We start from the raw sequence: 22,141 nt of genomic DNA, 5'->3' as shown, positions 1-22,141 counted from the left end.
ACTTGGTCTACGTAAAAGTGATAAGTGGCTGACCACTTACCATTGTGGTTTACGCGACGTCGTTGTTACTCGATTTAATCAATCTGAGGGCCAGCGGCAACCAGAGATTTACCTTCCGCATTGTCCGTGTATTTATCAAAGTTATTGATAAAGCGTTCAGCCAAGTCTTTCGCTTTGCTTTCCCACTGAAGTGGATCAACGTACGTGTCACGAGGGTCTAGAATGCTTGGATCCACACCTGGTAGTGAAGTCGGTACCTCAAGATTGAAGATAGGAATGTGCTTAGTTGGTGCATCTTCAATCGAACCATCAAGAATCGCATCAATAATTCCGCGCGTATCTTGAATCGAGATACGTTTGCCAGTGCCGTTCCAACCTGTATTCACTAGGTAAGCCTCAGCGCCTGCTGCTTCCATACGTTTAACCAGTACTTCTGCGTATTTAGTTGGGTGAAGCGTTAGGAACGCTGCGCCAAAACATGCAGAGAAGGTTGGCGTTGGCTCAGTAATACCACGCTCTGTTCCTGCCAGTTTTGCAGTAAAGCCAGATAGGAAGTGGTACTTCGTTTGCTCAGGTGTCAATTTAGACACTGGAGGTAGCACACCAAATGCGTCCGCCGATAGGAAGATCACTTTATTCGCGTGACCGCCTTTTGATACTGGCTTAACGATGTTGTCGATATGGTAGATAGGGTAAGAAACACGAGTGTTTTCTGTTTTCGAACCATCATCAAAGTCGATAGAGCCATCGCTACGTACCGTTACGTTTTCTAGCAGTGCATCACGGCGAATCGCGTTGTAGATGTCCGGCTCCGCTTCTTTCGATAGCTTGATGGTTTTCGCGTAACAACCACCTTCGAAGTTGAAGACGCCGTCATCATCCCAACCGTGCTCATCATCACCAATTAGCGCACGTTTAGGGTCAGTTGATAGTGTGGTTTTACCGGTACCAGAGAGACCAAAGAATACCGCTACGTCGCCGTCTTTGCCCATGTTAGCGCTACAGTGCATTGATGCGATGTCTTTTAATGGAAGGAAGTAGTTCATCATTGCGAACATGCCTTTCTTCATCTCACCGCCGTACCAAGTACCACCGATAAGTTGCATGCGCTCGGTTAGGTTAAATACGGTGAAGTTTTCTGAGTTCAGACCTTGCTCTTCCCATTTTGGGTTAGTGCATTTTGCGCCATTCATTACCACGAAGTCTGGTTCAAATGTTGCCAATTCTTCTTCCGTTGGGCGGATAAACATGTTTTTAACGAAGTGCGCTTGCCATGCGACTTCCGTGATAACACGAATGCTCAAACGCGTATCTGGGTTTGCACCACAGTAACCGTCAACAACAAACAAACGTTTGTTAGAAAGCTGGTTTGTGACCAGTTCTTTCAGCTCGTCCCACACTTCTGGAGTGATTGGTTTGTTGTCATTTTTTACTTGATCAGACGTCCACCACATATGCTCTTCTGTCGTAGCGTCTTTGACGATGTATTTATCTTTTGGTGAGCGACCAGTAAAGATGCCAGTGTCAACGGCAACCGCACCTAGTTCAGTAACCACGCCACGCTCATAACCAGTTAGGTCTTCACGCGTTTCTTCCTCAAACAACATTTCGTAGCTAGGGTTGCGAATAACCTCTTTAACGTTATGCAGTCCGTGCTTGGTTAGATCAAGTGTTGCAGCCTTAGTATGTTCCATAACGGTCATAGGTGCTCCTTATAAGGATTTTTGTAGGGATTTTGTAAGAATGTTTTAATTTTAATCTGCTCACCATGCTAGCAACGGGGCGGGGAGAAAACAGGGAGATAGCTCAAAATTTATCCATGATTTCAATAAGGTTTTAGGTAACCCGTCACATATTGGTGGGAATAGTTTATCGTGCACGCAATCCTTTGCGCTAGGGCAAAATCATTATTAATTGTTTAAAATTAAGCAGTTGTTTTATTACGCTTGAAGCGAGGTATTACGAGGGGTTGATCACAAAAATGCCAGCATTAAGCTGGCATTTTGTAGGGTAAATTACGTGCTTGATAAGCTATGTAAATTAATGAAGGGTTTTCTTGTCCGCAGAAGCTTGTGCATATAGCTCGGTGACTTCTGCTTCGTCGAACGTATAGGTCGTGCCACAGTAATCACAATGTAAAGAAACGGATCCTACTTCAGCCAAAATGTCATAAATTTCAGCTTTCTCAACGGTGATGATAGCGGCACCACTACGATCACGAGAACAGCCACAATGGAATTCGACAGGTTGCGGTTCGTAAAGGCGCACTTTGTCTTGGTTATATAGGCGGTATAGTAGTTCGTTAGCTTCTAAACCAAATAGCTCTTCATCTTTTACCGTGTCAGTCAGTTGCTCTAGATGCTCGAAATCATCTGGTGAACCAGTGCCATCAGGGATTACTTGAATCAACATGCCTGCTGCGTGGGCTTTACCTTCGTGCTCGCCCGTGCGGATCCATAGGCGCGTTTTTAGCTGCTCTGAGTTTGCGAAGTAGCCTTCTAGTACGTCGGCTAGAGTATCACCTTCTAATCCAACGACACCTTGGTAACGCTCACCGTTTTTCGGTTCGATAGTGATAACGAGGTAACCTTTGCCCATGAGATCGTGGAGGCTTGCATCATCGGCAATATCGCCTTCCCAGCGAGCCACGCCACGAACGCGTTGCTTGTGGTCACCGTTGATAACGGCAAGAGATACAGGGCCATCGCCTTGTAGCTGAATGGTGATTGAGCCTTCGAACTTAAGAGTGGCAGTTAAAAGAGTGGTTGAAACGAGTAGCTCACCCAGCAGTTTCTCTATTGCTGCCGGATATTCCTTGCTGGAGATAACACGTTGGTACGCTTCATCCAATTGTACCAACTCGCCACGTACTGAAAGATCTTCGAATAGGTAGCGGTTTAAAACATTATTTGCCATGGAGTGCTTTCCTCGTTGGTAATTCCGGCTTTTATTGGTGTTTGAACTTAATGATGTCTCTGCGCTGCTTTTTATCTGGGCGGCGTTCTGGACTTGGGTTGTGGGCATTAAGCTTACGTTGAGTCGCGTGTTCCTCACGTTTCGCTATACTTTCATTAGTTTCGCGATACAAGGTCTGTGCGATGGGAGCGCCTCGGCGTTGATCAGAAATTTTTTCGATGATCACCGTTTTTTCTTCGTTGCCTTGACGAAGTCTTACTTCGGCGCCCACTTCAACGATTTTACTCGGTTTGCTTCGTTGGCCATTATAGTGGACTTTACCACCATCGACCATGTTACGAGCGATAGAGCGGGTTTTATAAAATCTTGCGGCCCATAGCCATTTATCTAGCCTAACGGCTTCATTTAGGGAACTCATAGAACACTACGCTATCTAATCACTGCCCGAATATGGCAATGAGTGATGGATTATTCACCTACAGATGGAGTCAAGGCGTATTTTTTTCAAGGGAGTTGGCAAAAACTGCATAAGAAAAAGGTATGAAAGACAACTTGTGATATAGTTCACTGCTCTTTGTTGAGTAATAATTTTATTGCAAATTTAGCAATTTAAAGTCGATAGCTATTGTTATAGCTTAAATGACGAACGTTAGAATAAAGGAATCCATTCAGTGAAACGTTTAGAGCTAAGTGCAGGATTATCAAGCAGACCGCTACTGGCTCAGATCAAGTCCAATAATTATACAATTCAAGCCAAACTTAGCTTGTTGCTCACCTGTCTGTTTATTGCGATAACCGGATGGATACTTGGCAAAATTGTATGGTTAGCCATACCTCAATCGTCGGAAGTGCCGCAATGGCGTCCATCGACGAGCAGCGTTGTTGCGAGCAATAAAGGCGACGCGATAGATTTTAATGCCCTTCAGAATGCCAACCTATTCGGTAAATTCACTGAACAAAAGCCTGCAGTTGTAGAACAACCTGTTGTTAAAGACGCTCCTAAGACGCGCCTTAACCTTACACTGGTTGGCGCGGTTGCAAGCAGTGATGCGAATACCAGCCTTGCTGTCATTGCCAACCGTGGCAAGCAAGCAACGTATGGTTTAGGTGAAGAAATTGAAGGTACGCGTGCGACACTAAAAGCCGTATTAGTGGATCGCGTCATCATTGATAACCAAGGTCGAGACGAGACCTTAATGATGCAGGGTATAGAATATAAGAAGCTATCTGAATCGCCGCAGATAGCCAGAGCCCAATCTCAACGAGCAGAAGCAGCGTCTGACGTTGGAGAAAAATTAGAGCAAATCCGAGAGGAAATTGCGAAAGATCCGCAAAGCGTTTTCAAATACATCACCATTTCACCCGTCAAAAGAGACGGAGGCATTGTTGGTTACCGAGTGTCACCTGGTCGTGATGCCGCGCTGTTTAATGATGTGGGTCTAGAACCTGGTGATATTGCGGTGCAGCTTAATGGGATCGATTTAAGTGACCCGTCTTCTTCAGTACAACTGATGCAAGTGATGAGCGATCCGCAAGAATTAAATTTAACTGTTGAGCGCGACGGCCAACAGTACGATATCTATATCCAATTGTAAGACTTAGGCAACCGGCGTAAGTTCAGGGAGACATACGTGAAACATTGGTTCAGCAAAAGTGCCTGGCTACTAGCAGGAAGTTTACTCTGCGTCCCAGGTGCAATAGCAAACGAATTTAGTGCCAGCTTTAAAGGCACTGATATTCAAGAATTCATCAACATAGTGGGTCGTAATCTCGAAAAGACCATCATTGTTGACCCTTCAGTGCGCGGTAAAATCGATGTCCGCAGCTATGATGTGCTTAACGAAGAGCAATACTACAGCTTTTTCCTTAACGTACTCGAAGTATACGGCTACGCCGTCGTAGAAATGGACAACGGTGTACTTAAGGTTATCAAAGCGAAAGACTCAAAAACGTCAGCAATCCCTGTATTAGGTGATGGCAGCGCGCAAGGCGACAGCGTTATCACTCGAGTTGTTGCGGTGCGTAATGTGTCGGTTCGTGAGTTGTCTCCTCTACTTCGTCAACTGATTGATAATGCTGGTGCTGGTAACGTAGTTCACTACGATCCTGCGAACATCATCTTAATCACAGGTCGTGCGGCGGTCGTAAATCGCTTAGCAGAAATCATTAAGCGTGTTGACCAAGCGGGTGATAAAGAAATTGAGCTGGTGGAACTGCGCAATGCTTCTGCTGCCGAAATGGTGCGTATTGTTGAAGCACTGAATAAAAGCACCAATCAGAAGAGCACGCCTGAGTTCCTTGAGCCTAAAATTGTTGCCGATGAACGCACCAACGCGATTTTGATTTCTGGCGATCCTAAAGTACGTGCGCGTCTGAAGCGATTGATTCGTCAACTTGACGTTGAAATGGCGACCAAAGGTAACAACCGCGTGGTTTACCTGAAGAACGCGAAAGCTGAAGATTTGGTGGATGTACTAAAAGGTGTCTCCGATAACCTACAAGCTGAAAAGCAAGTCGGCCAGAAAGCGTCAGGTGCCCAGCGTGGTGAAGTGGTGATTGCTGCGCACGCAGCGACCAACGCCTTAGTATTAACGGCTCCACCAGATATCATGAATGCGCTACAAGATGTTATTGCTCAGCTTGATATTCGTCGTGCTCAAGTCTTGATTGAGGCGCTGATCGTTGAAATGTCAGAAGGTGACGGCATTAACTTAGGTGTTCAGTGGGGCTCACTGGAAACCGGTGCGGTGATTCAGTACGGTAACTCTGGTGCACCGATTGGTCAGGTGATGGTTGGTCTAGAAGAAGCAAAAGATCAAACTCGAACTGAATACTACACAAATGCGAATGGCGAACGAACGCCATATGATGTTACTGAATCTGGTGACTATTCTACTCTTGCATCGGCACTGAGCGGTGTTAACGGTGCTGCGATGAGCATCGTGATGGGGGACTGGACTGCCTTAGTCAGTGCCGTAGCGACTGACTCCAACTCAAACATTCTATCTTCTCCAAGTATCACCGTAATGGATAATGGTGAAGCATCATTTATTGTTGGTGAAGAAGTGCCTGTTATCACAGGCTCTACGGCTGGCTCAAACAACGACAATCCATTCCAAACGGTTGATCGTAAAGAAGTGGGCATCAAGCTTAAGGTTGTGCCACAAATTAACGAAGGTGACTCTGTTCAGTTAAATATCGAGCAAGAAGTGTCCAATGTATTAGGTGCAAACGGTGCGGTTGATGTTCGCTTTGCTAAGCGTCAGTTAAATACCTCAGTCATGATCCAAGATGGTCAGATGCTGGTTCTTGGTGGCTTGGTTGATGAACGTGCACTCGAAAGTGAGTCAAAAGTACCGCTACTGGGTGACATCCCAGTGCTTGGTCATTTGTTCAAATCAACCAGCACGCAAACAGAAAAGCGTAACTTGATGGTGTTCATCAAGCCGACGATTATTCGTGATGGTATGACCGCAGACGGCATTACACAGCGCAAATACAACTTTATTCGCGCAGAGCAACTCTACAAAGCGGATCAAGGATTGAAGTTGATGGCTGACGAGAAGATCCCTGTCATGCCTGCCTTTGGCCAGGAGCGTCAGCACCCTACCGAGATCCAAGCGTTTATTGATCAAATGGAAAACAACTAATGGTTGATATGTTAGACACAGCGCCAAGTATGCGTCGTCTGCCATTCAGTTTTGCCAATCGCTTTAAACTGGTGCTGGAGACAGAGCATCCTGAGCGTCCGCCCATTCTTTACTATGTCGAGCCGCTCAACCCAGCGGCTCTGGTCGAAGTCCGTCGTGTGCTGAAGAAAAGCTTCGTGCCGCAACCTATCGATAAAGAAGCCTTCGATAAAAAGTTAACCGAAGCTTATCAGCGTGACTCGTCTGAAGCGCGTCAATTGATGGAAGACATCGGTGCCGATAGCGACGACTTTTTCTCATTGGCTGAAGAGCTGCCGCATGATGAAGACTTACTAGAGTCAGAAGACGATGCACCAATCATTAAGTTGATCAATGCGATGTTGGGTGAAGCGATCAAAGAAGGGGCGTCGGATATTCACATCGAAACTTTCGAGAAAACCCTTTCGATTCGTTTCCGTGTCGATGGCGTATTGCGTGAAGTGCTCACCCCAAGTCGTAAGCTTGCACCACTGTTAGTGTCGCGAGTAAAGGTCATGGCGAAGCTGGATATTGCAGAAAAGCGTGTACCTCAAGATGGTCGTATCTCGCTGCGTATTGGTGGTCGTGCGGTTGATGTGCGTGTTTCTACAATGCCGTCGTCACATGGTGAGCGAGTAGTTATGCGTCTGTTGGATAAAAACGCGACGCGTCTCGATTTGCATAGCTTAGGTATGACGCCTTCCGTGCACGACAATTTCCGTCATCTTATTCAGCGTCCTCACGGTATTATCTTGGTCACCGGCCCGACGGGTTCTGGTAAGTCGACGACTTTGTACGCTGGCTTGCAAGAGATCAACAGTAACGAACGCAATATCTTAACGGTTGAAGACCCGATTGAATTTGACATTGATGGCATCGGTCAGACTCAGGTGAACCCGAAGGTCGACATGACTTTTGCGCGTGGCTTGCGTGCTATTCTGCGTCAGGACCCTGATGTGGTGATGGTCGGTGAGATCCGTGACTTAGAAACCGCACAAATTGCAGTGCAAGCGTCCTTAACGGGTCACTTAGTAATGTCGACCCTTCACACCAACACCGCTGTTGGTGCGATCACGCGTCTACGCGATATGGGCATTGAACCATTCCTTATTTCTTCATCGTTATTGGGTGTGTTAGCACAGCGCTTGGTTCGTACGCTTTGCCCGAGTTGCAAAGAACCGTATGAAGCCGATGCTGAACAGAAGAAACTGTTTGGTATGGAAGCGCATGAACCACTAGAGCTACACCGTGCTAAAGGCTGCGAAGCGTGTAACCAAAAAGGCTACCGAGGTCGAACAGGTATCCACGAGCTCATTATGGTCGATGAGCAAGTGCAAGAATTGATTCACCGAGAGTCTGGTGAGCAAGAAATTGAGAGAGCTGTTCGCGCCCATACGCCAAGTATTCGCAGTGATGGTCTAAGCAAAGTACGTCGTGGTATTACGTCACTTGAAGAAGTGATGCGAGTGACGAAGGAAACCTAATGGCGGCATTTGAGTACAAAGCGCTAGATGCAAAAGGCAAGCATAAAAAAGGCACGATAGAAGGGGACAACGCCCGACAAGTGCGCCAGCGACTCAAAGAGCAAGGGATGATTCCGATTGAAGTGGTTGAGACGAAAGCTAAATCGGCTAAGTCTTCAGGCTCAGTCAGCTTTAAGCGCGGCATCTCAACATCTGAGCTGGCACTAATCACACGTCAATTGTCCACGTTAGTCCAATCAGGTATGCCTCTGGAAGAATGTTTGCGCGCGGTCTCTGAGCAGGCTGAAAAGCCGAGAATTCGTTCTATGCTGGCTGCGGTTCGCTCGAAAGTAACCGAGGGTTATCCGCTCGCCGACAGCTTTGCTGATTACCCACACGTGTTTGATGAGCTCTATCGCTCCATGGTTGCGGCGGGTGAAAAGTCAGGCCATCTTGATACGGTATTAGAGCGTTTGGCGGACTACGTCGAAAACCGTCAGAAGATGCGTTCCAAACTGCTTCAAGCCATGATTTACCCGGTGGTTTTAGTGGTGTTTGCGGTTGTTATTGTTTCTTTCTTATTAGCCACAGTGGTACCCAAAATCATTGAGCCAATCATTCAGATGGGACAAGAGTTACCTCAGTCAACACAGTTCTTATTGGCAGCCAGTGAGTTTGTGCAAGATTGGGGGCTTATCATCTTCGTCGTGCTGGTGGTGTTTTTCTATGGGCTCAAACTGGCGTTGCAAAAACCAGACTTTCGCTTAGCTTGGGATAGAAAAATCTTGAGTCTACCGCTATTGGGCAAAATCTCTCGAGGTTTGAATACCGCACGATTCGCACGAACACTTTCGATTTGTACTTCCAGTGCGATTCCAATTCTAGAAGGCATGCGTGTCGCGGTGGATGTTATGTCTAATCGCTATGTGAAGCAGCAAGTGTTACTTGCTGCAGATAACGTTCGAGAAGGTGCCAGCCTGCGTAAGGCGTTAGATCAAACTCGTCTGTTTCCACCAATGATGCTACACATGATCGCCAGTGGTGAGCAAAGTGGTGAATTGGAGAGCATGTTGACGCGTGCTGCCGATAACCAAGATCAAAACTTTGAATCTACAGTCAATATTGCGTTAGGCGTATTCACTCCGGCATTAATTGCCTTAATGGCTGGATTAGTGTTGTTTATTGTGATGGCGACCTTGATGCCAATGCTAGAAATGAATAACTTGATGAGCGGATAAATTCGAATTAAGACGTGTCTACTTACGGCATGGCTTGAATCTAACTTTCGGAGAAAAAAATGAAATTTAAGCGTAGTAAACAACACGGTTTCACACTTTTAGAAGTGATGGTTGTTGTCGTTATCCTTGGTATTTTGGCAAGTTTCGTTGTTCCAAACCTATTGGGTAACAAAGAGAAGGCTGACCAACAAAAAGCGATTACGGACATCGTAGCGCTGGAAAATGCCCTAGATATGTACAAGTTGGATAACAGCGTTTACCCAACGACAGACCAAGGCCTGGAAGCATTAGTTAGCAAGCCTTCTAACCCAGAGCCTCGCAACTATCGTGATGGCGGTTACATCAAACGTCTTCCTAATGACCCTTGGGGTAACCAGTACCAGTACCTAAGCCCAGGCGATAACGGTACGATTGACATCTTCACTCTAGGCGCAGATGGACAAGAGGGTGGAGAAGGTCCAGCTGCAGATATTGGCAACTGGAACATGCAAGATTTCCAATAAATAGAGCCTAAGCCAGCACTAATGAAGCAAATGCGAAAACACAACGGTTTTACATTGATAGAAATTCTATTGGTGCTGGTTTTGCTATCCCTCACGGCAGTGGCCGTGATTACGACATTACCGACCAGCCAAAAAGATCTTTCCAAACAGTATGCTCAAAGCTTTTTTCAGCGTTTACAGCTGCTTAACGAAGAGGCAGTACTAAGCGGTAAAGACTTTGGCGTTCGAGTGGATGACGCTAAATCAACGTACGCTCTACTGAGTTTGACCGCGGAAGGTTGGCAGCCTCTGGAGTTAAAGCAGATTCCGAGCAAAACCAAGTTGGAAGATGACATTACGCTACTGCTCGAGCTAGGTGGCGGTGCTTGGGATAATGATGATCGCCTATTCAAACCGGGCTCTCTTTTTGATGAAGACATGTTTGCTGAAGAAGAAGACGACGAAAAGAAAGTTAAGCCACCGCAAGTGTTTATCTTTTCCAGTGCAGAGGTTACGCCATTTACTCTGTCTTTTTTTCCTCAAAATGGTGACGCCTTTAATGACGGGTGGCGAGTCATCGGAAAAGAAAGTGGACAAATCTTGTTACTAGCGCCGGGTGAAGAAGTGAAAGAGGATGAGAATGCGCAATTCTAAGCAAGCTCGCCCACATTGGAGTCCTCGCCGGACGAGAGGCATGACACTACTGGAAGTATTGGTCGCACTGGCTATTTTCGCCACCGCTGCCATCAGCGTCATTCGCTCGGTGAGCCAGCATATTAATACGATCAGTTATTTAGAAGAAAAAATGTTTGCAGCCATGGTTGTGGATAATCAGATGGCCAACGTAATGTTGAGTACCAGTGAACTTAAAGTAAAGAACGGCACAGAAGAGCTGGCTGGGCGCACTTGGTACTGGAAAATCACGCCTGTTGCCACCACGCAGCCATTGCTGAAAGCATTTGATGTGAGTGTCGCGCTCGAGAAAAACGCGAGCCCAGTCGTGACGGTACGAAGTTATGTGGCGCAATAAGAATCCACGCGCAAGTAAGCGCCAACTGGCAAAAGGTTTTACACTTATTGAAGTGCTGGTCTCGATTGCCATTTTTGCCAGTTTAAGTGTCGCCGCGTATCAAGTGGTATCGCAAGTGCAGCGCAGCAATGCACTATCACAAGAGCGAACTCAGCGCTTAAATGAAATTCAGCGCGCCATGGTGATGATGGATAATGACTTTCGTCAAATGGCGATGCGCCAAACGCGGACAAATGGTGAAGAGCCCGCGAGCCAACTGATTTTTTGGTCAGATTACTTGCTCGACTCCGACACTAAAGGGCTAATGTTTGCTCGCTTAGGATGGCACAACCCTCAACAGCAGTTTCCCCGAGGGGAGGTCACTAAGGTTGGCTATCGTTTAAAAGAAGAAACATTACAACGAGTATGGTGGCGCTACCCTGACACGCCAGTGGGTCAACAAGGCATCGTTACCCCATTGCTGACGCAGGTCGAATCGTTTGATATGCGTTTTTACGATGGTAAACAATGGAAAAAAGAGTGGGATGATGAAAAATCGCTACCGAAAGCGGTTTCTGTAATCCTTACTCTAAAAGATTATGGAGAGATTGCCCGCACCTATCTGACTCCTGATGGCACATTGAGTCAGAAAGAAGGAAGTTCAGGAGGCAGCAATAATGGTTAATCGTCAGCGCGGTGTCGCTTTGATTATTGTGCTGATGTTACTGGCGATTATGGCGACAGTTGCCGCCAGTATGTCGGAGCGTTTGTTTTTGCAGTTTCAGCGGGGCGCCAATCAAGTTAACTACCAGCAAGCGTATTGGTATAGCCTTGGGGTAGAGGCGTTGGCAAAAGTCGGTATCGAGCAAAGCTACAAAGACACCGATACGATCAATATGAGTCAGCCGTGGGCAATAAAAGAACAAGTCTATCCGCTAGATTATGGTCAAGCGGCGGGACGAATTAGAGACAAACAAGCGTGCTTTAACCTCAATGTATTGAGCCGTGTGCAACCGACGGGACAGCAAATCGCAAGACCGTATTTAGTCAATGTATTGCAGCGTTTATTGGAAGAATCGGATGTTGAATCGTATCAGGCAGAAATTATTGCAGACTCTACCTGGGAATACATTGATGCTGATGACACCGTGCGCTCCACAACCGGGGTCGAAGACAGCACATATGAAGCGATGAAACCCGCGTATTTAGCGTCAAATGGCTGGATGGCAGATGCCACCGAGTTGCGAGCGGTTTATCAGGTGAGTGGTGAGATTTTCCAAAAATTGGAACCGCTAATCTGCGCATTGCCTAGTGATGATTGGCGTTTAAACGTAAATACGATTGAAGTCGAGCAAGCTCCGATTTTGGTGGCAATGTTCTCACCAAACTTAAGCAGTAGTGATGCGATTCAGCTAATTGAAAAACGCCCATTTGATGGGTGGGATAGCATTGATGAATTTTTAGCAGAGTCAGAGATCGCTGGCTTGAGCGAAGATGTAAAGAAAAACGCCAAAGGCTATTTGGGTGTGGATAGCGCCTTTTTTGAATTGGATGCACAAGTGTTGGTGGATGAATCACGTGTACGTATCCGAAGCCTTTTGCAAAGTACAAATAGAGAGACGGTGACCGTAGTTCGCCGTCGTTTTGGAGGGATCAGTGAGCGAGTTTCTGACCGTTCGGCTGAGTAGCGAACAACAAAGTACCATTCCTTGGGTGGTATGGTCGACAGATCAACAGGAAGTGATTGCCAGCGGTGAAATCGCCGGATGGGAACATTTAGATGAGTTGATCTCTTATGCAGGTCAGCGCCAAGTTGTGGCGCTATTGGCGAGTAATGATGTGGTCTTGACGCAAGTGGATATACCGCCAGGCGCAACACGTCAGTTCGACGCGATGTTACCGTACCTCGTGGAAGATGAAGTCGCGCAGGACGTTGATGGCCTTCACTTTACCGTGTTAGGTAAACAAGCGGATAAAGCGCAAGTGTGCGCTGTTGAACGCGCTTGGATTCAGACCGTATTGCAGCGTTTTTCAAGCCAAGGCATCACCATCAAACGCATCTTGCCAGATGTGCTTGCGTTACCTGTTCAGGGAGAGCATAGCAGTGCCGCGATGCTTGGTGATCAATGGTTGATTCGTCACTCAGCGACAGAGGGCGCGGTTGTCGATGCTTCTTGGTTAGACCTTTACCTCTCTTCTTATCTACAAAATCATGAAGGTTGGAAGCTCGATTGCTATAGCTCAGTCCCTGAATCTGCGTTACCTGAAGTATGGGAGCCGCAGCCAGAGGAAATGACCATGGGGTTACTGGCGAAGGGGGTTACAGAAAGCAAAGTCAATTTGCTGACCGGGATCTTCAAGCCTAAATCTTCTTGGGGTAAATACTGGAAGCTCTGGCAAAAAGCCACCATTGCTGCGGGCGTGCTTATCGTTGTTATGGTTGCGCAGCAGTTGCTCGTCGTCCACAAGTACGAAGCACAAGCACAAGCGTATCGTGAGGAGAGTGAGCGCATTTTCCGCCAGGTGTTCCCGAATAAACGACGAATTCCTACCGTTAGTTATCTCAAACGACAAATGGATGATGAAGAGCGCCGCTTATCTGGTGGTGGCGGTCAGCAGGCGATGTTGTCTTGGTTGGCGGCACTGCCAGCGACACTGGGTCAGGTCAGCGATTTGGAAATCACCAGCTTTAAATATGATGGTCAACGTGGCGAAGTGCGAATTCAAGCTCGCAGTTCAGACTTCCAACCTTTTGAGCAGGCTCGTGTGAAATTGGCAGAGAAGTTTAATGTTGAGCAAGGACAGCTGAACCGTAGCGATAACGTTGTGGTTGGCAGCTTTGTTTTGAAGCGTTTGTGAGGTGATGATGAAAAACTTAATTTCTCAAGCTCAGGTTTGGTGGAGCAGCATCTCTCAGCGTGAGCAGCGTTTGGTCATGGGATGTGGCGCTATTGCCGTTATCGGCATTATTTATTGGGGATTGCTACAGCCAATGAGCCAACGTGCGGAGCTAGCTCAATCACGCATTCAAAGTGAAAAACAGTTGCTGGCTTGGGTACAAGATAAAGCGGATGGCATTACTGCACTGCGCAAAAGCAGCGGTGTGAGCTACTCTAGCCAACCGTTGAATCAACTGGTTTCTTCTTCAGCCCGTCGTTATAAAGTTGAGTTGATTCGAGTACAACCTCGCAATGAGAGTGTTCAGGTGTGGATCAAACCACTCGCGTTTAATCAGCTGGTGGATTGGTTACGTTACTTGAAAGAGCAGCAGGGTATTGACGTCGAGTTTTTAGATATCGACCGAACGGATCAAGCGGGCATGATTGATGTGAACCGCCTACAGTTTAAGCGAGGTTAAGGTGAAGCGAGCAGTACTTTACGTTGTTATCTTTATCGTCTTTTTTTCAGTCAGTCTTTTAATGGGATTACCCGTTTCTTGGGTGTTACAGCAAGCACCAACCGTGAGAGGACTAGACATTCAGGGTGCCAATGGCTCTGTATGGCAAGGGCAAGCTTCTAGTGTTCGTTGGCAGCGCCAGAACCTTGGAGAAGTTAATTGGGATTTCCAGTGGTCGAGTCTACTAACTGGTAAAGCTGAGTTTGCCGTACGCTTTGGTCGTGGTAGTGAAATGGACGTTCGTGGTCGCGGTTTTGTTGGCTATAGCTTGAGTAATGGCCCTTATGCCAAAAACTTAGTTGCCTCGATCCCAGCAGTAAAAGTTGTTGAGCAAGCACGTCTCCCTGTGCCCGTCGGCGTTGATGGGCAACTTGAGTTAAATATTCGTCATGCGACTTATGCCGCGCCTTGGTGTAAGAATGGTGAAGGCACTTTGGTATGGAATGCCAGTGGTATTCAAAGCCCTGTTGGTAGCCTTGAACTCGGTCCTGTGATTGCCGATCTAAACTGTCAGGACAGTGTGTTGACAGCGACTGGTGAGCAAAGCAGCAAACAAGTCTCAGCGGCGTTTTCGGCAGAGCTGATGCCTAATCAGCGATACTCAACCAAAGCTTGGTTTAAGCCAGGAGCTGAGTTCCCATCCAGCATGAGTGAGCAACTGAAATGGTTGGGCAAGCCGAACCCTCAAGGTCAATACGAGTTTAATTACCAAGGTCGCTTCTAACCTATCGTGACAAAAACCAAAATTCTCAAAGAGCTGCGATTGTGCAGCTCTTTTTGCTTTTGGATCATAGTAGGCGAAACCCTCTATTCGCTGTACAAAGATCGTGGTGATAATGAGATTTAATTATAAGCTTATGATTCTAAGGGGTTTGTTTTCTTGTGTTCAGCACTTTAAGCGATTGGAACATAGTAGGCTAAATGCTCCTAACGCTGTACAAACAGGTCAAAAAGAAAAGGCCACGAACATATTCGTGGCCTTTCAATTGCTAGTACTTAGGCGCTAACTTTACGGATAGAGCGCTTAATCTTTGCGTTGTAAAATCTCATTCCAAGGTAAATCCGCATCACCAAGCACAATAAAGTTTGGGTTTTCTAGCGTTTCACGCTCGTTATATGACAGCGGCTCCAATTGCGTGCTGAGAATGCGTCCGCCCGCTTCTTCAACAATGCACTGTGTCGCGGCGGTGTCCCACTCACCTGTTGGGCCTAGTCTGAGATAGCAATCCACAGCGCCTTCTGCAACAAGACACGCTTTTAATGCCGCAGAGCCGAGCGGAATTAAATCGTAATTCCAAGCACTGCTCATGCGGCTAGTGATGCGATTGATATCTTGACGGCGGCTAATAGCAATCGCGATGCTTTGCCCTGGCTGCTCGTGTTTGTGCGTATGGATTTTTACGCTGTCCGACATGTCGGGAATTTTCCAAGCACCTTTGCCACTATAAGCGTAATAAGTCACGCCAGAGACAGGGCCATAAACGACCCCCATGGTTGGTTTGTTGTTGTCGACCAGTGCAATAATAGTCGCAAAGTCGCCGCTGCGAGCGATGAATTCTTGAGTACCATCGAGAGGGTCGACTAACCAATACCGTTCCCACTGAGCTCGTTGCTCGAGGCTGATGTCTGCGTCTTCTTCTGACAATACGGGAATATCGGGTGTGAGTTCACTCAAGCGTTCTGTGATGAGCTTGTGAGCTGCGATATCTGCGCTCGTTACCGGAGTCTCGTCACTTTTTGTGTAGGCCTCGTACTGTTTTTTTTCATATATTTCGAGGATCATTTGCCCGGCACTACGGGCAATTTCGATGACTTGAGGAAGCAGGTGAGATAGATCTTTTGTCATTGGCATAAGTGATAGTCCTTACTCACAGTATTATTCGGTTCTCATGACCGTTATTGGTTATGTCTGTGAGTGGTGTTTGGTAAGTGTTTCAGTGCCAACATTAGCGCGGTGATGCTTCGTGCTTCACAGAAGTCCATGTGAGTTAATAACTCTTCGGCTTGCGCAAGTGGCCAACGCACAATTTCCAGTGGCTCAGGCTCATCGCCTTCTTGCTTCTCTGGATAAAGCGCCTGTCCTAAAAATAGAGTCATTTTGCTCGAAAAGTAAGACGGCGCGAGGATAACTTGTTTCAACGGAGTCAGCTGATTGCAGCCAAAGCCGATTTCTTCTTTTAACTCTCGATCCGCAGCTTGGTGTGGGGTTTCACCTGGATCAATCAACCCCTTCGGGAAGCCCAACTCGTAGCGTTCAGTCCCAGCGGCGTATTCACGTACCAGTAATAAATCGCCTTGCTCAGTCACAGGAACCACCATCACCGCATCGCGTCCACTTGGCTTCATGCGTTCATAAGTACGGTGTTCACCATTGGAAAAACGAAGGTCGAGCGCTTCCACGGCAAACAGTTTGGATTTTGCGACCGTTTGGCATGAGAGTATCTCTGGTGGGGTCCGTTTCGACATGGCGCTGGCTCCTTGGTGTCGTTGGCGTTTACGAGATGCGTAAGATTCTTAATATATGAGAACTCCGCCTGAGTTTCTAGCGGATTTTACGAGTCGAGCTAAGCATCTCAGCATCACCTCAGTATCGATACAAAAATGGGAGACCGAAGCCTCCCATTTTCTGACCGTATTTACTCTTAGTAGTAAGAGTGATCACCACGGTCATGTTCTGTAGCATCACGAACTGCGGTGAGTTCACCAATGAACTGGTTTAGCAGTTCTTTCTCGATGCCTTCTTTTAGTGTTACGTCAACCATAGAACAGCCATTACAGCCGCCACCAAATGCAACAATAGCAATGCCGTCTTCAGTGATCTCAACCAAGTTTACGTGACCACCGTGGCCAGCAAGCTGTGGGTTGACTTGAGTTTGGATAACGTATTCAACGCGCTCAACCAGTGGCGCGTCGTCCGCAACTTTACGCATTTTAGCGTTCGGAGCTTTTAGCGTTAGCTGAGAGCCCATTTTATCGGTAACAAAATCGATTTCAGCGTCTTCAAGGAATGGCAGGCTTAGCTCATCCACGTAAGCTGAAAAACCGCTGTAAGGGATTTCAGTGTCGGTCGCTTCTACTGCTTCTGGTGGGCAGTAAGACACGCCACACTCAGCGTTTTGTGTACCTGGGTTCACAACGAAAATACGAATGTTAGTCCCTTCAGGCTGTTGACCTAAAAGGTTAGCGAAATGCGTTTGCGCAGTTTCTGTAATAGTAATATTTGACACGACGAATACCCGAGTAAATTTGTAGGTTACTGCTGCTATTCTACTCTTGTTGACGTATGGGTCTAGTCTTTTTGATGCTAAGGCATGGCGAAGCGATCTAGAGAGAACGAGGAGCAGGTGTTCTGCAGATGCAGTAAATATCGATGCTTTCTACGCCAACTTCAAGTAGTAAATGACATAATTGTCGGACGGTACTGCCTGTGGTGACCACATCATCGACGATGGCAACGTGGGAAGATGGCGGTCGCTTATTGAGAACAAACGCGTCTTTTAGGTTTTGTTCACGGCTCGCTTTGGTATTGCCGCGCTGTGATTGGGCGACTCTGACCCGGCGAAAGACCTTCGCGTCGAAATTGGTCTGCAATTGCTTGGCGAGGTGTCGGGCTAAAACATCACTTTGATTAAAGCCCCGGCGCAGGTAACGCTGCCAGTGCAATGGCACACTGGTAATGATTGGAGCTGGCGTGGTGATGCGCTGTGCCAGTTGCTCGGTTAATGCTTTTACATGCCAAGACTCTCCGTGATCTTTAAAGCGTTGTACTTCCCGTGAAAGGGGAAAGTCGTAATCGCCTAACGTGTATAGCCTTTGCCATGGCGGTGGCTCTGAAAGACATTCACCACAAATACTATCCGTACTCATTTCTTCTTTCTGTAATGATAAACCGCAGCGTTGACATCGTTTTACCGGAGTTAGGTATTTTAAACAGTGCTCGCACCAGCGCAGAGTATTTGTGTGGCTTGGTGTTTGAATAGGGAATCGACACAGACCGCATTGACTGCTCAACACACGATGCATGATGTTTTGCCAGTGATGAGATAACATAGCGCTTATTCATGGTGATATTTTACTCAGCCTAACGCTTGGCTGATGGCGTAGGGAATAAAATTAGTGGGAGAGATTGAGAGCATGAGCACGAAATTACATTGGCAGTCGTTTGGTGAAGGACCTGATCTGGTGTTGTTACATGGTTGGGGTATGAATGGCGCGGTTTGGCAGCAAACCGTCGAATCACTTCAAACCGATTTCCGTGTTCATGTTGTTGACCTTCCGGGCTACGGACACAGTGCCGAGCATCATGGTGAAGATTTAGACCATATTGCTAACTTGGTCGCGCAAAGTGCGCCAAAGAAAGCGATTTGGCTTGGCTGGTCCCTCGGAGGCTTAGTGGCGACGCATGTCGCATTAAACATGCCCGAGCGTGTGACTAAGTTGATCACCGTCGCCAGTTCACCAAAATTTGCCGCAGAGAAGCCTTGGCGCGGTATTCAACCGAATGTACTGAGCGCATTCACCTCTCAGTTGTTAGAAGATTTTTCACTGACCATTGAGCGCTTTATGGCGTTGCAAGCGATGGGTAGTCCATCTGCACGCAAAGATGTGAAACAACTCAAGCAAGCGGTACTGTCGCGCCCTCAGCCAAACCCTGAGTCGCTGTTGGTTGGGCTAAACATCCTTGCTGATGTGGATCTGCGCGATGCATTGACGTCTCTTTCTGTACCAATGCTGCGTCTTTATGGTCGTTTGGATGGATTGGTGCCGATTAAAGTGGCGAATGATTTAAGTGAACAGTTACCTCATACTCAGCAGTTTGTTTTCAATCAGTCCTCTCATGCGCCCTTTATGACCGAACATGACGAGTTTTGTGCCCAAATTCGAGAGTTTGCTCACGATTAATCAAATACAAGCGGAAAAAGCTCAAGCTGTTTAAAAAGTGGTCGATATAAAGGTTGGTGAGGTTTTATTAGCCAATAAAGCTAAGCCATATTGACGAGTTGGGCGACTCTGAGGAGGGTTCGCAATGATTGTGTCACCGACCAACGTAAGTGTGCCACTGATCGCCCCATCCGTGAATGTGCAGACGGAACAAGCAGCTCGCGACAATAAAGTCCGAGAGCCTGTGACGCCAACGGTCGCATTGGCCAAAACCAATGCAGAGCGAAAAGTAAAAGGCGATGACAAGCGCCGACGTCAGTCTTCTTGGGATCCTTCAGAGCATCCTGATTATGACATGGAAACAGAAGTCGACACGCGTTATCAAGAAGAGCCGGAAGATACACTAGAACGGCTTTTTAGTTTGCTTGCGCTCAAGTCGTACAGTGAAGACCAAGGTAAGGGCTACGCAATTCGTTTTCGCTTACCAAAGCGCACTTTGGATGCTGCGATCAATGAAGGATTAATGGAAAAGCGCAGGAAGGTGATCAAGTTTCATTATGGTCATGCAGTCGCTCCCCATACCCCGTCAGAAGTGATAGCAGTATTATGACGACTCAATATCCTACTCAAACAAAAACGCTCCAAGCAGATTGAACTGATTGGAGCGTTTTCTTTTTAGCTATGAAAGCTCGTTAGCGGTGAGCCTAGGCGAGATTACTTTTTCGCTTTAGCAAACGCTGCCGCAAAAGCACCGCCCATTGCACTGTTCGATGAAGACTCATCGCGGCGAGGCTGACGACGTTGTGCTTGGTCATTACGACGCGGTGCGGCTGAAGAGCGTTGGCTTCGGTTATCTTGACCCGGTTCGTCTTTCATACGCATCGATAGACCAATACGCTTACGCTGTACGTCCACTTCCATCACTTTTACTTTGACGATGTCACCTGCTTTCACGACTTCACGTGGATCAGAAACATAGCGGTCAGTCAGCGCAGAAATGTGGACCAGACCATCTTGGTGAACACCGATATCGACGAAGGCACCAAAGTTGGCTACGTTCGAGACCACGCCTTCTAGGATCATGCCCGGTTCTAGATCAGAAACTGAGTTTACGCCTTCTGCAAACGTAGCGGTCTTGAATTCAGGACGTGGGTCACGACCCGGTTTATCCAGCTCTTTGATGATATCGGTAACCGTTGGGACACCAAAGTGTTCATCGGTATAGTCCACAGCGTGTAAGCCTTTGAGGAATGCTGAGTCACCAATCAGTGCCTTGATGTCTTTGCTGTTTTTCTCAGCAATTGCTTTGACTACTGGGTATGCTTCCGGGTGGACTGCTGAAGCATCAAGTGGGTTCTTGCCGTCCATAATACGTAGGAAGCCCGCACACTGTTCGAACGCTTTAGGACCCAAGCGAGGTACTTTCTTCAACGTCGTACGTGCTTCGAAGCGGCCATTTTCGTCGCGGAAGTCGACAATGTTCTGCGCGATGGTGCTTGATAAGCCTGCTACGCGCGTTAATAGTGCGGCAGAAGCCGTGTTCACATCAACGCCAACCGCGTTTACACAGTCTTCCACAATCGCATCTAGGCGTTTTGCCAACATAGATTGGCTTACATCGTGCTGGTATTGACCCACACCGATCGATTTCGGATCGATTTTCACGAGCTCAGCCAATGGATCTTGCAAACGACGCGCAATCGACACTGCACCACGCAGTGATACGTCCATATTCGGGAACTCTTTCGCTGCGAGTTCAGAGGCCGAGTACACCGATGCGCCTGCTTCGCTGACGATGATTTTCTGAACTTTTAGGTTGCCGCGTTTGATTACGTCTGCGACAAAGCTATCGGTTTCACGAGAAGCCGTGCCGTTACCAATCGCAATTAAATCCACGTTGTACTTACGCACTAACTGGTCAACGATTTGCGCTGATTTGTCGTATTGTTTTTGCGGAGGGTGAGGGTAGATGGTTTCCGTAGCCAGAACTTTACCCGTTGAATCGACAACCGCGATTTTTGAACCGGTACGCAGACCAGGATCGAGACCAAGTGTTGCACGAGGACCTGCCGGCGCCGCCATCAACAAATCTTTTAGGTTGGTCGCAAATACTTCAATCGCTTCAATTTCAGCACGCTCTTTCATTGCGCCCATTAGCTCGGTTTCCATGTGCATCGATACTTTGATGCGCCATGCCCAGCTGATCACTTGTTTGCGCCATGCATCTGCTGGTGCGCTACTTAACGTCACGCCATAATGGTCGGCAATGATGGTTTCACAGTAAGATTGGCGAGCACCTTCTTCCTGCTCTGGATCAGCGTTCATGGCTAAAGTCAGGAAGCCTTCATTGCGGCCGCGCAACATCGCAAGTGCACGGTGAGAAGGGACTTTGCTCAGCGGTTCGTTGTGATTGAAGTAATCTTTGAACTTCTCACCCTCTTGCTCTTTTCCTTCAACGACGCGTGAGACAAGTTCCGCATTACGATTTAAGTGGTTACGGATTTTTTCCAGTAAGTTTGCGTCTTCAGCAATGCGTTCCATGATGATCGCACGGGCACCGTCTAGGGCGGCTTTGGTATCTGTGATGCCTTTGTCGGCATCAAGATATTTCGTCGCTTCGCTTTCTGGTTCTGTTTGTGGCTGGTTCCAAAGTGTATCCGCGAGAGGCTCTAAGCCAGCTTCAATGGCGATTTGGCCTTTAGTGCGGCGTTTAGGTTTGTAAGGTAAGTAAAGGTCTTCAAGACGAGTCTTGCTATCGGCTTGAATAATTTCTTGCTCAAGCTCAGGCGTCATTTTGCCTTGCTCTTGGATCGATTTGAGAATGGTTTGACGGCGGTCATCCATTTCACGAAGGTAAGACAGACGACTGTCCAGAGTACGCAGTTGGGTATCATCAAGGCCACCCGTCACCTCTTTGCGGTAACGTGCAATAAAAGGGACGGTGTTACCGTCATCAATTAGGGTGACAGCGGCGTTGACTTGCTCTGGGCGAACATTCAGTTCTTGAGCAATCATACGACAGATAGCTTGGCTCATCCGTGTTTTCTCTTTCAATTCGGTTTGGGTTGTATAGAACATTGGGGTCGT

Annotated in this window: 22 protein-coding genes; 14 read left to right on the top strand and 8 right to left on the bottom strand. The window is 47.4% G+C overall.

What is annotated here, in order from left to right; genetic code table 11:
- Positions 1 to 74: 74 nt before the first annotated feature.
- The 3 genes from pckA to hslR form a co-directional block, all read right to left on the bottom strand.
- Positions 75 to 1,703 (bottom strand): phosphoenolpyruvate carboxykinase (ATP), encoded by a 1,629-nt coding sequence (gene pckA / locus NL645_RS17310; RefSeq protein WP_005395000.1) that lies wholly within the window; start codon positions 1,701 to 1,703, stop codon positions 75 to 77.
- A gap of 337 nt (positions 1,704 to 2,040) precedes the next feature.
- Complete coding sequence (gene hslO, locus NL645_RS17305; protein ID WP_046874147.1) at positions 2,041 to 2,916, bottom strand: Hsp33 family molecular chaperone HslO; 876 nt, start codon at positions 2,914 to 2,916, stop codon at positions 2,041 to 2,043.
- A gap of 31 nt (positions 2,917 to 2,947) precedes the next feature.
- Positions 2,948 to 3,334, bottom strand: a complete 387-nt coding sequence (gene hslR, locus NL645_RS17300; RefSeq protein WP_031780440.1) for a ribosome-associated heat shock protein Hsp15 — start codon at positions 3,332 to 3,334, stop codon at positions 2,948 to 2,950.
- 253 nt (positions 3,335 to 3,587) lie between these two features.
- Between hslR and gspC the strand changes: the two genes are divergently transcribed.
- Genes gspC through NL645_RS17240 form a run of 12 tightly spaced genes read left to right on the top strand, consistent with a single transcriptional unit; the run spans position 3,588 to position 14,897 of the window.
- On the top strand, positions 3,588 to 4,511 hold the full coding sequence (gspC, locus tag NL645_RS17295; protein ID WP_006741787.1) for a type II secretion system protein GspC: 924 nt from the start codon (positions 3,588 to 3,590) through the stop codon (positions 4,509 to 4,511).
- A 36-nt stretch (positions 4,512 to 4,547) separates the two neighbouring features.
- Entirely contained in the window at positions 4,548 to 6,566 is a 2,019-nt protein-coding gene (gspD, locus tag NL645_RS17290; protein ID WP_005394995.1) for a type II secretion system secretin GspD, read from the top strand.
- A complete protein-coding gene (gene gspE, locus NL645_RS17285) occupies positions 6,566 to 8,068 on the top strand; it encodes a type II secretion system ATPase GspE (protein ID WP_005394994.1) in 1,503 nt (500 codons plus the stop codon). Before gspD ends, gspE begins: the two co-directional genes overlap by 1 nt.
- On the top strand, positions 8,068 to 9,285 hold the full coding sequence (gene gspF, locus NL645_RS17280; protein ID WP_005394987.1) for a type II secretion system inner membrane protein GspF: 1,218 nt from the start codon (positions 8,068 to 8,070) through the stop codon (positions 9,283 to 9,285). Before gspE ends, gspF begins: the two co-directional genes overlap by 1 nt.
- A 59-nt stretch (positions 9,286 to 9,344) precedes the next feature.
- Positions 9,345 to 9,788 (top strand): type II secretion system major pseudopilin GspG, encoded by a 444-nt coding sequence (gene gspG, locus NL645_RS17275; protein ID WP_005394985.1) that lies wholly within the window; start codon positions 9,345 to 9,347, stop codon positions 9,786 to 9,788.
- Positions 9,789 to 9,818: 30 nt separating this feature from the next.
- Positions 9,819 to 10,421 carry a type II secretion system minor pseudopilin GspH gene (gspH, locus tag NL645_RS17270; protein ID WP_124007329.1) on the top strand — a complete coding sequence of 201 codons (603 nt, stop codon included), beginning with the start codon at positions 9,819 to 9,821 and terminating at the stop codon, positions 10,419 to 10,421.
- Positions 10,408 to 10,797: a type II secretion system minor pseudopilin GspI gene (gene gspI / locus NL645_RS17265; RefSeq protein WP_170902468.1), complete on the top strand. Its 390-nt coding sequence runs from the start codon at positions 10,408 to 10,410 to the stop codon at positions 10,795 to 10,797. Before gspH ends, gspI begins: the two co-directional genes overlap by 14 nt.
- Positions 10,784 to 11,461, top strand: a complete 678-nt coding sequence (gene gspJ / locus NL645_RS17260; RefSeq protein ID WP_006741790.1) for a type II secretion system minor pseudopilin GspJ — start codon at positions 10,784 to 10,786, stop codon at positions 11,459 to 11,461. Before gspI ends, gspJ begins: the two co-directional genes overlap by 14 nt.
- Complete coding sequence (gene gspK / locus NL645_RS17255; protein ID WP_104971138.1) at positions 11,454 to 12,464, top strand: type II secretion system minor pseudopilin GspK; 1,011 nt, start codon at positions 11,454 to 11,456, stop codon at positions 12,462 to 12,464. The genes gspJ and gspK overlap by 8 nt, the downstream gene beginning before the upstream one ends.
- On the top strand, positions 12,433 to 13,635 hold the full coding sequence (gene gspL / locus NL645_RS17250; protein WP_005394975.1) for a type II secretion system protein GspL: 1,203 nt from the start codon (positions 12,433 to 12,435) through the stop codon (positions 13,633 to 13,635). The genes gspK and gspL overlap by 32 nt, the downstream gene beginning before the upstream one ends.
- 7 nt (positions 13,636 to 13,642) lie before the next feature.
- The gene (locus NL645_RS17245) at positions 13,643 to 14,134 is read left to right on the top strand and encodes a type II secretion system protein M (RefSeq protein WP_048624614.1); all 492 of its coding nucleotides are present in this window, start codon (positions 13,643 to 13,645) and stop codon (positions 14,132 to 14,134) included.
- A gap of 1 nt (position 14,135) precedes the next feature.
- The gene (locus NL645_RS17240; protein ID WP_182019143.1) at positions 14,136 to 14,897 is read left to right on the top strand and encodes a type II secretion system protein N; all 762 of its coding nucleotides are present in this window, start codon (positions 14,136 to 14,138) and stop codon (positions 14,895 to 14,897) included.
- Between the two features lie 300 nt (positions 14,898 to 15,197).
- Here the strand turns inward: NL645_RS17240 and cysQ are convergent, their stop codons facing one another.
- The 4 genes from cysQ to NL645_RS17220 all read right to left on the bottom strand — a co-directional run bounded on the left by cysQ (position 15,198) and on the right by NL645_RS17220 (position 18,223).
- Positions 15,198 to 16,025 carry a 3'(2'),5'-bisphosphate nucleotidase CysQ gene (gene cysQ / locus NL645_RS17235; RefSeq protein ID WP_005394972.1) on the bottom strand — a complete coding sequence of 276 codons (828 nt, stop codon included), beginning with the start codon at positions 16,023 to 16,025 and terminating at the stop codon, positions 15,198 to 15,200.
- A gap of 44 nt (positions 16,026 to 16,069) precedes the next feature.
- Positions 16,070 to 16,639, bottom strand: a complete 570-nt coding sequence (gene nudE / locus NL645_RS17230) for an ADP compounds hydrolase NudE (RefSeq protein WP_253652103.1) — start codon at positions 16,637 to 16,639, stop codon at positions 16,070 to 16,072.
- 176 nt (positions 16,640 to 16,815) lie between these two features.
- Positions 16,816 to 17,400: a Fe-S biogenesis protein NfuA gene (nfuA, locus tag NL645_RS17225; RefSeq protein WP_006741794.1), complete on the bottom strand. Its 585-nt coding sequence runs from the start codon at positions 17,398 to 17,400 to the stop codon at positions 16,816 to 16,818.
- 97 nt (positions 17,401 to 17,497) lie between these two features.
- Positions 17,498 to 18,223, bottom strand: coding sequence for a ComF family protein (locus tag NL645_RS17220; protein ID WP_213970612.1), 726 nt, complete (start codon positions 18,221 to 18,223; stop codon positions 17,498 to 17,500).
- A gap of 84 nt (positions 18,224 to 18,307) precedes the next feature.
- Here NL645_RS17220 and bioH point away from each other — a divergent pair, with 84 nt between their 5' ends.
- Both bioH and NL645_RS17210 read left to right on the top strand, forming a co-directional pair.
- A complete protein-coding gene (gene bioH / locus NL645_RS17215) occupies positions 18,308 to 19,075 on the top strand; it encodes a pimeloyl-ACP methyl ester esterase BioH (RefSeq protein WP_006741796.1) in 768 nt (255 codons plus the stop codon).
- Between the two features lie 124 nt (positions 19,076 to 19,199).
- Positions 19,200 to 19,664 carry an ATP-dependent Lon protease gene (locus NL645_RS17210; protein WP_253652102.1) on the top strand — a complete coding sequence of 155 codons (465 nt, stop codon included), beginning with the start codon at positions 19,200 to 19,202 and terminating at the stop codon, positions 19,662 to 19,664.
- 104 nt (positions 19,665 to 19,768) lie between these two features.
- Here NL645_RS17210 and NL645_RS17205 read toward each other — a convergent pair whose 3' ends face one another.
- A complete protein-coding gene (locus tag NL645_RS17205; protein ID WP_253652101.1) occupies positions 19,769 to 22,090 on the bottom strand; it encodes a Tex family protein in 2,322 nt (773 codons plus the stop codon).
- Positions 22,091 to 22,141 lie beyond the last annotated feature (51 nt).

The organism is Vibrio sp. Y51_MX_L26, from assembly GCF_024181935.1.
Lineage (GTDB): Bacteria > Pseudomonadota > Gammaproteobacteria > Enterobacterales > Vibrionaceae > Vibrio > Vibrio diabolicus.
The sequence above is the reverse complement of the archived record's forward strand: the minus strand, read 5'-3'. Positions and strand labels throughout refer to the sequence as shown.

Excerpts from the sequence above, each read along its gene's own strand:
- gspE (WP_005394994.1), top strand. The coding sequence starts at position 6,566 with ATGGTTGATATGTTAGACACAGCGCCAAGTATGCGTCGTCTGCCATTC.
- cysQ (WP_005394972.1), bottom strand. The coding sequence starts at position 16,025 with ATGCCAATGACAAAAGATCTATCTCACCTGCTTCCTCAAGTCATCGAA.
- hslR (WP_031780440.1), bottom strand. The coding sequence starts at position 3,334 with ATGAGTTCCCTAAATGAAGCCGTTAGGCTAGATAAATGGCTATGGGCC.
- NL645_RS17210 (WP_253652102.1), top strand. The coding sequence starts at position 19,200 with ATGATTGTGTCACCGACCAACGTAAGTGTGCCACTGATCGCCCCATCC.
- NL645_RS17245 (WP_048624614.1), top strand. The coding sequence starts at position 13,643 with ATGAAAAACTTAATTTCTCAAGCTCAGGTTTGGTGGAGCAGCATCTCT.
- gspK (WP_104971138.1), top strand. The coding sequence starts at position 11,454 with ATGGTTAATCGTCAGCGCGGTGTCGCTTTGATTATTGTGCTGATGTTA.
- gspH (WP_124007329.1), top strand. The coding sequence starts at position 9,819 with ATGCGAAAACACAACGGTTTTACATTGATAGAAATTCTATTGGTGCTG.
- hslO (WP_046874147.1), bottom strand. The coding sequence starts at position 2,916 with ATGGCAAATAATGTTTTAAACCGCTACCTATTCGAAGATCTTTCAGTA.
- nudE (WP_253652103.1), bottom strand. The coding sequence starts at position 16,639 with ATGTCGAAACGGACCCCACCAGAGATACTCTCATGCCAAACGGTCGCA.
- pckA (WP_005395000.1), bottom strand. The coding sequence starts at position 1,703 with ATGACCGTTATGGAACATACTAAGGCTGCAACACTTGATCTAACCAAG.
- gspJ (WP_006741790.1), top strand. The coding sequence starts at position 10,784 with ATGTGGCGCAATAAGAATCCACGCGCAAGTAAGCGCCAACTGGCAAAA.
- bioH (WP_006741796.1), top strand. The coding sequence starts at position 18,308 with ATGAGCACGAAATTACATTGGCAGTCGTTTGGTGAAGGACCTGATCTG.
- gspF (WP_005394987.1), top strand. The coding sequence starts at position 8,068 with ATGGCGGCATTTGAGTACAAAGCGCTAGATGCAAAAGGCAAGCATAAA.
- gspI (WP_170902468.1), top strand. The coding sequence starts at position 10,408 with ATGCGCAATTCTAAGCAAGCTCGCCCACATTGGAGTCCTCGCCGGACG.
- NL645_RS17205 (WP_253652101.1), bottom strand. The coding sequence starts at position 22,090 with ATGAGCCAAGCTATCTGTCGTATGATTGCTCAAGAACTGAATGTTCGC.
- gspG (WP_005394985.1), top strand. The coding sequence starts at position 9,345 with ATGAAATTTAAGCGTAGTAAACAACACGGTTTCACACTTTTAGAAGTG.
- NL645_RS17220 (WP_213970612.1), bottom strand. The coding sequence starts at position 18,223 with ATGTTATCTCATCACTGGCAAAACATCATGCATCGTGTGTTGAGCAGT.